Annotated in this window: 9 protein-coding genes; 6 read left to right on the top strand and 3 right to left on the bottom strand. The window is 44.9% G+C overall.

Going from position 1 to position 9,362, the window contains the following annotated elements:
- Positions 1-126 precede the first annotated feature (126 nt).
- The 3 genes from tsf to J7J62_00695 are packed head-to-tail and all read left to right on the top strand — an operon-like array spanning position 127 to position 2,303.
- Positions 127-999: a translation elongation factor Ts gene (tsf, locus tag J7J62_00685; protein ID MCD6123676.1), complete on the top strand. Its 873-nt coding sequence runs from the start codon at positions 127-129 to the stop codon at positions 997-999.
- A gap of 58 nt (positions 1,000-1,057) precedes the next feature.
- On the top strand, positions 1,058-1,771 hold the full coding sequence (locus tag J7J62_00690) for a UMP kinase (GenBank protein ID MCD6123677.1): 714 nt from the start codon (positions 1,058-1,060) through the stop codon (positions 1,769-1,771).
- Positions 1,772-1,799: 28 nt separating this feature from the next.
- Positions 1,800-2,303: a hypothetical protein gene (locus tag J7J62_00695; protein MCD6123678.1), complete on the top strand. Its 504-nt coding sequence runs from the start codon at positions 1,800-1,802 to the stop codon at positions 2,301-2,303.
- On the opposite strand, the gene J7J62_00700 is transcribed toward J7J62_00695, so the two are convergent.
- From J7J62_00700 to J7J62_00710, 3 genes are read right to left on the bottom strand one after another with little or no spacing between them, the layout of a single operon-like run.
- Positions 2,300-4,465, bottom strand: coding sequence for an ATP-dependent RecD-like DNA helicase (locus tag J7J62_00700; GenBank protein ID MCD6123679.1), 2,166 nt, complete (start codon positions 4,463-4,465; stop codon positions 2,300-2,302). The two genes, J7J62_00695 and J7J62_00700, sit on opposite strands and share 4 nt — an antisense overlap.
- Positions 4,458-5,168 carry a uracil-DNA glycosylase gene (locus tag J7J62_00705; GenBank protein ID MCD6123680.1) on the bottom strand — a complete coding sequence of 237 codons (711 nt, stop codon included), beginning with the start codon at positions 5,166-5,168 and terminating at the stop codon, positions 4,458-4,460. The genes J7J62_00700 and J7J62_00705 overlap by 8 nt, the downstream gene beginning before the upstream one ends.
- A gap of 12 nt (positions 5,169-5,180) precedes the next feature.
- Positions 5,181-6,533: an MATE family efflux transporter gene (locus tag J7J62_00710; protein ID MCD6123681.1), complete on the bottom strand. Its 1,353-nt coding sequence runs from the start codon at positions 6,531-6,533 to the stop codon at positions 5,181-5,183.
- Between the two features lie 178 nt (positions 6,534-6,711).
- Here J7J62_00710 and J7J62_00715 point away from each other — a divergent pair, with 178 nt between their 5' ends.
- From J7J62_00715 to J7J62_00725, 3 genes are all read left to right on the top strand, one after another.
- On the top strand, positions 6,712-7,251 hold the full coding sequence (locus J7J62_00715; GenBank protein ID MCD6123682.1) for a hypothetical protein: 540 nt from the start codon (positions 6,712-6,714) through the stop codon (positions 7,249-7,251).
- A gap of 237 nt (positions 7,252-7,488) precedes the next feature.
- A complete protein-coding gene (locus tag J7J62_00720; protein MCD6123683.1) occupies positions 7,489-8,325 on the top strand; it encodes a sulfide/dihydroorotate dehydrogenase-like FAD/NAD-binding protein in 837 nt (278 codons plus the stop codon).
- Positions 8,326-8,327: 2 nt separating this feature from the next.
- Positions 8,328-9,362: FAD-dependent oxidoreductase (locus J7J62_00725; protein ID MCD6123684.1), on the top strand; the 1,035-nt coding region annotated here is incomplete at its 3' end.

Here is a 9,362-nt window from a genome sequence, read left to right on the forward strand (position 1 = left end):
CCAAAAACCGAAAGGGTAGAATCATCGACTGAAAAACAATCCCAACAAAATAAGACTGAAGCGGAAAAAGCAAAAAAAGAATCCGCTGAAAGCAAAGAATCTCAATAAACTATCAGGAGGAATATAATGGCAGAAATAAATGCCGAGCTGGTAAAACAACTTCGCCAGATGACAGGCGCAGGAATAATGGACTGCAAAAAGGCTTTAAAGGAAACAAATGGCGACCTTGAAGCTGCCGCCGAATACCTTAGGAAGGCTGGAATAGCAAAGGCTGCCAAGAAGCTTTCTCGTGAGGCGAAGGAAGGAAGGATTGAAGCTGCTCTCTCCAGCGATAGGAAACAAGGCGCAATGGTTCTGCTCGCAACGGAAACCGATTTCGTAGCAAAAAACGAATTATTCGTAAAAACTGCTAAAAAGCTTGCGGAAATAGCCCTAAAAAATAAAATCAATTCTGCAGAAGAACTCCTTTCCGCCAAAATGAACGAATCAACTGTGGAGGAAGAATTAAAGATTCTCATATCCAAAATCGGCGAGAACATAAAGCCGGCAAAAGTAGCTTATCTTGAAGCGTCAGAAAACGGCATAATACATTATTACATCCACCCCGGGAACCGAATAGGAGTTATGGTTGAGATAACCTCAGATGACCCGTCATCGCTTGAAAAACCTGAGGTCATTGAACTGGCCAACGAACTCGCAATGCAGATAGCATTTTCAAAGCCACTCGCTATTACTGAGGATGAAATCCCAAAGGAAACACTTGAAAAAGAACGCGAAATATATCTTGAGCAGGCCAAACAATCGGGTAAACCCGAAAAAGCGATACAAAAGATAGTTGAAGGAAAGCTTAGAAAGTTTATCGAGCAGCAAACTCTTTTGAATCAAGAATACATACGAGAAGCCAAGACAAAAGTTATCGACATAATAAACCGTTACGGGGAAAAGGTCGGCGCTAAACTTGGAATAAAACGATTCGTCTGGTTCGAAGTCGGTGGGTAAACACTGGGAAGCGAGCTTTTTCGGCTCGCTTTTTTCTTATAAGTAAGAAGGGGGTGGTATGGTCAAGACGAAATACAAACGAGTTGTTCTAAAACTTTCGGGCGAGATATTTGGTGGCAAGCTTCGTCATGGCATCGACGCCGAAGCTATAGACCTGCTCGCCGATGAAATCGCACAGGTTCATCGCATGGGAGTTGACATAGCGCTCGTGGTAGGTGGCGGAAACATATTCAGGGGCATATCAGGAACCAAATTCGGCTTCGACCGAGTCGCTGGCGACTATATGGGCATGCTCGCGACGGTAATAAACGCACTCGCTATGCAGGTCGCTCTCGAGAGGTTAGGTATAGAAACGAGAGTGCTCTCAGCTATAGTGGTTGAGCAGGTCTGCGAACCATTCATAAGAAGAAGAGCCATAAGACACCTCGAAAAAAGAAGAATCATTATTCTTGCTGGCGGAACTGGAAATCCATACTTCACCACCGACACCGCTGCAACTCTGCGAGCGGTAGAAATAGGGGCCGATGTAATACTTAAGGGCACCAAAGTTGAGGGAGTATACTCTGCTGACCCCATGGTGGACTCATCCGCCAAAAAATACGACCACATAACATTCCAGGAATTACTAACGAAAAATCTTAGAATCATGGACGCTACATCCATTGCTATGGCACGCGAAAACAAAATCCCCATCATAGTGTTCAACATCACAGTGCCAGGAAATCTTATTAAGGTGGTTCGTGGCGAAAAAATTGGGACTTTAGTCGAATAAACACTGCCGCCAAAGCCGGAGGATGCCAATGAAAAAAATAGTATTTTTGACAATCTTATTTGTGTGGACTCTACTTTTTGCGCAGCCGCCTGAAAGGACAGGTATAGGTGTTGGCTATATGACCACACCTAACTCTTTAGTTTACAGGATGAGCTGGAGCGAGAAAACATTTTTCGACATCTGGCTTGACATACCGGAATTCTACGCTGGCGATAACGAAGGATACGAGATCGGCGCAGGAGCGGGATACGCAATTTACCTTATGAGGCAGCAGCATTTTTGCTACATGATTCGTCCGCAAATATCTCTTCGCTACATAAACTCATCAATAAATTATGCCGAGCTTGGCCTTGGAATAGCAGGTGCGGTGGTCGCCCACCTTGATAGTATCGGAGCCCCAAACACCGATGTATTCGCCGGAATATCGACTGGAACGGTTGGTCAGTTCGGCAAAAACTACACGGTATTCAAGATGCCCCTTATCCTCGATAAACCCTTCGGAATCCTTGTGGGAGTTGTAAAGTACTTCTAATGTTCTCTTCCAGCAAGAACTTTAGCTATTCGTTCTGCAAGCGCCGTATATCTTTTCACAGGGCGGTCGTTTCTCACCGCTATCGCCAAAGCTTTATATGTGCCCACCACAACCAGAAGTTTTCTTGCCCGTGTTATAGCCGTGTATAATAAATTTCTGGCAAGCATGACATAATGCTCCGTAAGAAGTGGCAGAACTACTGCCTCGTACTCGCTACCCTGAGATTTATGAACCGTTATCGCATATGCAAGCTGCAGTTGATTAAAGTATGATGAATCGTAAACCACATCACCGAAATCGAAGCTTACTATTATTTCGTCCTCGCCGTTTGTGGCTTTTACTATACCCAACTCTCCGTTGAAAACGCCGAGCTCATAGTTATTGGTTATCTGCATAACTTTGTCTCCAACAGCGAAAGGCAAATTAGATGAACGAGCGTTTGGATTAAGTCTGTCACGCAGAATTTCGTTAAGCTCACGCGCCCCACACCGCCCCTTGTGCATCGGTGTTATGACCTGAATTTCACGAACCGGGTCGAAGCCAAACCTTTTAGGTATACGCTTTGTTACGAAATCTACAACGGATCGCTGCGCATCCTCAGGCTCAGTCTTTACTTCCATAAAAAAGTCATCATCGGGTTTGTTCCTTACTATTGGCATAAATCCTTTAAGAACCCTATGCGCATTAAGAACTATAAGTCCTTCCTCACTTTGTCTCATTATTTTCGTCAACCTTACAACAGGCACAACCTTCGAAGCGATAAGGTCCCTGAGCACCATTCCTGGTCCCACTGATGGCAACTGGTCAGCATCACCGACGAGCACGAGATTTCCTCCCATAGGCATAGCCTGCAAAACCCGCCAGAACAAAACCACATCCACCATTGAAACCTCGTCCAAAATAAGCATATCCACTGGAAGCGGGTTGCTCCTGTTGTATTCGAATTTTTCCAGACCCGGATTGTATTTAAGCAATCTGTGTATCGTCTGCGCGCTTTCGCCGGTTGCTTCCTCAAGTCTTTTGGCAGCTCTGCCCGTTGGTGCTGCAAGTTTAACTGAAATTCCCAAACGCTTGGCCATAAAAATTATCGCCTTAAGAATGGTGGTCTTACCCGTCCCCGGTCCACCAGTTATGACAAGCACTTTTTTCAGAAAAGCATCCACGCATGCACGGCGTTGCTCATCAGTATAATCAATGCCCAATTCCCGTTGCGCTTCGTTTACAAGTGACTCCGCCATCGTAATGTGAACCCTACCCTCACCAGACATTAAAGAAGCGATAATGTCCGCTGAGGATGTTTCGGCAACATGAAGCCACGGAAGATAGATACGGTCATCATCCGCAATGACTTTTTCCTTGATAACAAGATTGGTTAGCATAGACTCAACTTTTTCTTCATCAACTTCAAGCATCGCTGCAGCACCTTTTACGAGTTCGTATTTTGGCAGAAAACAGTGTCCATCGTCGGCTGAATTTTGCAGTGCATAGAGAATGCCAGCCTCGACTCTCCTTGGGTCATCAGCCGCTATACCTTGCGCACGAGCAATCCTATCTGCAGTAGCGAACCCAATCCCCCAAACCTCTTCGGCAAGTAAATACGGATTATTCTTGACGATTTCAAACGCTTTGTCACCATATTTCCGCCATATTTTTTTCACAGTGCCAATGCCGAAACCATAATCGAAAAGCAATGCTGCAAGTCTCTGGAGAGCAGCCTGCTCACTGAACGCTCGCCTTACAGCCTCTGCAATCATTTTTGCGCGTTTCTTGCCTATTCCCTCAACCTCAGTTAGACGCTCAGGATTGTTAAGAATTATGTCGATACACTTACTGCCAAACTTTTTGGTTATTCGCGCAGCGTATATAGGTCCTATTCCCTTTATCAGATCGGATGATAAATACCTTATCATTGCATCATCACTTTTGGGCGCGGAAACCTCGAACTTCTCGATAACAAACTGTCTGCCATATTGCTTGTGCTCAACCCACTTTCCGAGAACCGTCAGGTGCTGCCCAACCTTGGGATTTGGTATCTCACCAACTACTATTATAGGCATTATTTCTCCATCGGGGATGAGACTTATAACGGCAAAAAGCGTTTCTGGATTATGAAAAACAATTTTCTCTATAGTCCCCGATATTTGGCGGAACTTCTCATCCATTTTCTTTTCGCAATCTGTCAAGTTCTCTAAGGAGGAATTGGAAGTCATCCCATGTAGGTTTTTTAAGTCGCTCGTTCCTCAGAAGTGCCGCTGGATGGTAGGTCACCACTACGGGTATTCCACGGAAAGAGAACAATTTCCCTCTGAGTTCGGTCATCGGTCTTTTCGTGTGAAGAAGAGCCCTCGCTGATATTCGCCCAAGGCAACATATTATTCGCGGTTTAATGATCTCTATTTGCCTGAAAAGAAATGGTAGACAAGCCATCTCTTCCTGCGGTGTCGGGTCTCTATTCTCCGGCGGACGACACTTCAAAACATTTGCTATGTAAACTTCACTTCGTTTGAGTCCGACCACTTCAAGTATTTTGTCAAGCAATTTACCAGCTCTGCCCACAAAGGGGATTCCCTGCCTGTCCTCCTCTGCGCCTGGTGCCTCTCCTATGAAAAGGATCTCCGCATCAGGCGAACCATCGCCAAAAACGAGCTTTCGCCTCACCTTGTAAAGCCCGCACTTTCTGCACTTTTTAGCCTCCTCCTCAAGCTCCCTAAGTAAAAAGGCTTTATCCTCAGCAGTCAACTTTTCCTCTTCGGCAACAACATCTCCTCTTTCACCAGATTTAGCACCAGGCATTAGCAGTTCATTTTCGCCCATATCGGCGAGAAATCGAAAATACTCAACAGGATTTTTGCGCTTATTAATCATCTATCTTAAAATCTATTCCCATTTGCCGACAGTCAACCATTTGTTCGAGCTAAAGTACGGCAGGATAAGCACGCCCTTTGCGAACATTCCGGCGAAGACGCCAAGAAAAACCCCCGCTGCACCGAAAAACTTTGAAGAAAAATAAGCTACCGGGATTTGAATCAAAAACAACGCTAAAAGTTGAGCTAAAAATGGCGGTGTTGTGTGCCCTGAGCCGTTTATGCCTCTCATAACAATAGCACCCACGGCAAAAACAGGATACGAAAGCGGGACTATCGATAGATATGCGATAGCAAGCCTAATCGTCTCAGTGTCCTTGGAAAAAAGGGAAGCTATTTGCGGAGCAAGAACTATGTATATGAAGGCAGTAGGAATAGCAAAAAGTTCGTAAAGTTTTACTCCTATCAGGACTCCTTTTTTGGCTCTGTCAGGTTTCCCAGCGCCAAGATTTTGGCCGACAAGCGTGCCCGCAGCGTTGCCTATAGCAAATCCTGGAAGCGAAGCTATCATGTTGAGCCTCACGCCTATGCTGTAAGCAGCAGTCGCAAAAACCCCGAACGAGGCTATTATCCGCATCATGACGAATGCCGTAAGATTATTTATCATAGGTTGAGCTCCGCCAGGCACGCCAATTGAAAGGTATCGAACAAGAATATCTTTCGTTGTCCCGAATTTTTTGAAGTCGAGTCTAAAGGTTCTCACTCCTTTCGCAAGCAACAACAACGCAATTATGAACCCTACGAATCTTGCGATTACTGTAGCCAGTGCAGCCCCAACGACGCCAAGCCTTGGAAACGGTCCCAATCCGAAAATAAGGAGCGGGTCGAGTATTATGTTTAGAATTACCGCCCCGAAAACGATAAACATGGGTGTTTTGGCATCGCCTGCCCCTTGGAATATCGCTCTTGTAACGAAAAGCATGACCATCGAAAATGCTCCCATAAGAGCTACTACGAGATACCTTGTGGAAAGAACGAGAAGATTACCCTTAGCACCGAGCAACATAAGAACATACTTGCCTAAGGATAATCCGAACAGCGCTATCACAGCCGACACTATCAGTCCATAAATTATTGCACCAAAAGCTGCTTTGTGAGCCATTTCGTAGTCATTGGCGCCGATATAACGAGCTACTATAGCTCTCGTTGCCGCGGAAAGTCCAATAATAAGCGTCATCATGGCAGAGGTTACAACTCCCGCCATTCCTACCGCTGCTACCTGAAGCGAACCAAGCCTGCCAACAAAATACATATCGATAAGCGTAAAAAGGTTTTGGGCAATGTTTCCAGCCATCATGGGCAGGGCAAGATGAAGCAGCGCTGACCTGGGGTCACTTTCGACTATTATTTCCCTATCTGTTCGCACAGTGGGCAAAAATAGCCCATCAAAAATAGGTTGTAAAGCTGTAAAATGTAACCTTGGGCGAAGAAAAATTAGGAGCAAATTAAAAAATCCTTTGATTTTTCGCGAAGCAGTCTATTATTTAAAAATAAATGCTTCACATGTTGAGGCAAGGATGCGCTCTAAGAAGGAGAGCGAGTTAATGAAGTATTTAGCCATAATTTTATATATAGCGTTGCTTGTATTTCTTTTTGGTTGCAGTTCCGACGTGGAATTCACCACCACCATCGAAAAAAGCGTGCATGTTCACAGCACAGAGCCCACCTATTATGCCGAACAATTAGTGGACATGTCACAGCGTGACGACCTCCTTCGTTACAAAGACGAAATAACTGGAGTAAGCGTAGAGAAAATTTTTATAAGAATAACTGAGAACAATAGCCAGCCAAACACAAGAATCTATGCCTCCGTATCGGTTGCCGACTCTAACCAATCAACCAACGACGCCGTCACAGTTGCTCAAGGAAATTTATCCCTGAACGAAGCTTTAGAAAAAGAAATAGAAATAGAGCTCGATTCGCAGGGAAAGGAAAAGCTTGACCAATACATTCATGACCTAACAAACTTCAAAATATTCATTTTTGGCTCCGCTGAGCCAGAGCCATCACAAAATGTGCCGCTTGACTTCACTGCAACGATAATAATAAAAGTAAGAATACACGCCAAGGTGAAGTTTATTTAGCTACCTTAATAATAATTCTGCGCCGCAACTATTTCAGTAATAATCAGCCGCGAAAAAACAAATTAGTAGCAATTTTCCCATCAAAGAATTTTTCATATCGCTTCCCACAAAAAACCCCGCCTCTTCCCGCAATAAATTCACTAAATATTGTCGTCAATGAAGAATTACTTGCGAGTTAGGAACAAAATTATTTATTAGTTTAGCTTTTTAGTCACTACATAATAACAAGGAGGTAAAATGGCGCACGAAATTGTAAGAAACGAACCACTGAACTATCAGGATTACCTTGTAGCGATTCGGGCGCCTGAGGTCGCAGCAAAAATAAAGCCTGGGCAGTTTGTGGTGATGATGCTTCATGATAAAGGCGAAAGAATCCCAATGTCGGTTCGAACCACCGAAGGCGATGCAATCGTTATGTACATTCGGAAAGTTGGAAAAACCACACACCAACTTATTGATACCCCAGTCGGAGGAACTATAAAGCATGTAATAGGTCCACAAGGGCAACCGCTGAAAATAGAAAAACACGGTACAGTTGTTATAGCCACTGATTCTGTCTGCGGGCATGCATGGAGCTATTCAGTCGCCAAGGCACTCAGAGAGGCTGGAAACTATGTTATCGACATCCAGTGTTTCGCAGATGAAAAGGAAGTTTATCCTGAATGGGCACTCAACAAAAGTGTCTGTGACGAACACCATGTTATGACAAAGGATGGCTCTGTTGGTGAAAAAGGACATTACACTACTTTGATTAAACAATGGCTTGCTGAAGGCAGACAAATTGACTTCATCTATGCTGGCGGTGAGTTAATAAAACTAAAGCATCTGGCAAGAATCACTCGCAAATACAATATTCCAACATGGGTTGAAGCACATCAGTTGATGATAGATGCCTCTGGAATGTGTGGCGCATGCAGAGTATTTGTCGAGGGCGAAATGAAGCTTACCTGCATTGATGGTCCTTTCTTCGACGCCCACAAGCTTGATTTCGATTCAATGATTAATAGATATAGCACATATGCTGCTGAGGAAAAGATTGCACTCGAAAGATACTTAGCACAGAAGAGAGGTTAACAATGGGAAAAAAGATAATAAAAAAGAGAGTTCCAGTGAGGGAGCGCCCCGTTGAGGAGCGCTTGAAGGGATTTATGGAAGTCCCTTACGGGTACAATGAGGACGAGGCAATCGCCGAGGCAAAAAGATGCCTTCAATGTCCAAAGCCTACTTGCATTGAGGGATGTCCTGTTAATATTGATATTCCTGGATTTATCAAGGCTATAGCTGAGCGGGATTTTGAACGAGCATTCTATATTCTCAAAAAGGATGACCCTATGCCCGCTGCTACCGGTCGCGTTTGTCCGCAAGAAACACAATGTGAGGTAAAATGCGTTTTGGGCAAAATCGGTGACCCCATCAATATCGGTAAACTTGAGGCTTTCGTCGCCGACTGGGCTCGCAAAAACAATATCAAAGATAAGCCCGAAATCCACGAACGCCCGCAGAAAGTCGCCGTTATAGGCTCAGGACCTGCCGGTATCGCCTGCGCCGTAGACCTGCGAAAAATGGGGTATCAGGTCACCATGTTTGAAGCGCTTCACAAGGCAGGTGGTGTAATGCAGTATGGAATTCCTGAATTCCGCCTCCCGCGAGATATCGTTGACTACGAACTCAAATACCTTGAGGAGCTCGGAGTGGAGATTAAACTTAACACTTTCGTTGGACTCCATATTCCATGCGAGGAGGTTCGGGAAAAATATGACGCGGTGTTTATCGGCACCGGAGCAGGTGCCCCCAGATTCTTAGGAATCCCTGGAGAGGAACTCAAAGGAGTGTATTCCGCAAACGAATTTCTGATCCGCGTTAATTTGATGAAATCCTATTTGTTTCCCGAGTATGACACGCCAATAAAAGTCGGCAAGCATGTTGCCGTTATCGGGGCAGGAAATGTAGCCATGGACGCTGCCAGAAGCGCCCGTCGTCTCGGTGCGAAAGTTACAATTATCTATCGCAGAACCAAAAAGGAATCTCCTGCTCGTATAGAGGAACTCCATCACGCTCTTGAGGAAGGTGTGGAGTTCATGGAACTGGTTAATCCAGTCAGAATTCTGGAG

The sequence above is a fragment of the bacterium genome, assembly GCA_021159335.1.
Taxonomy (GTDB): domain Bacteria; phylum UBP14; class UBA6098; order B30-G16; family B30-G16; genus JAGGRZ01.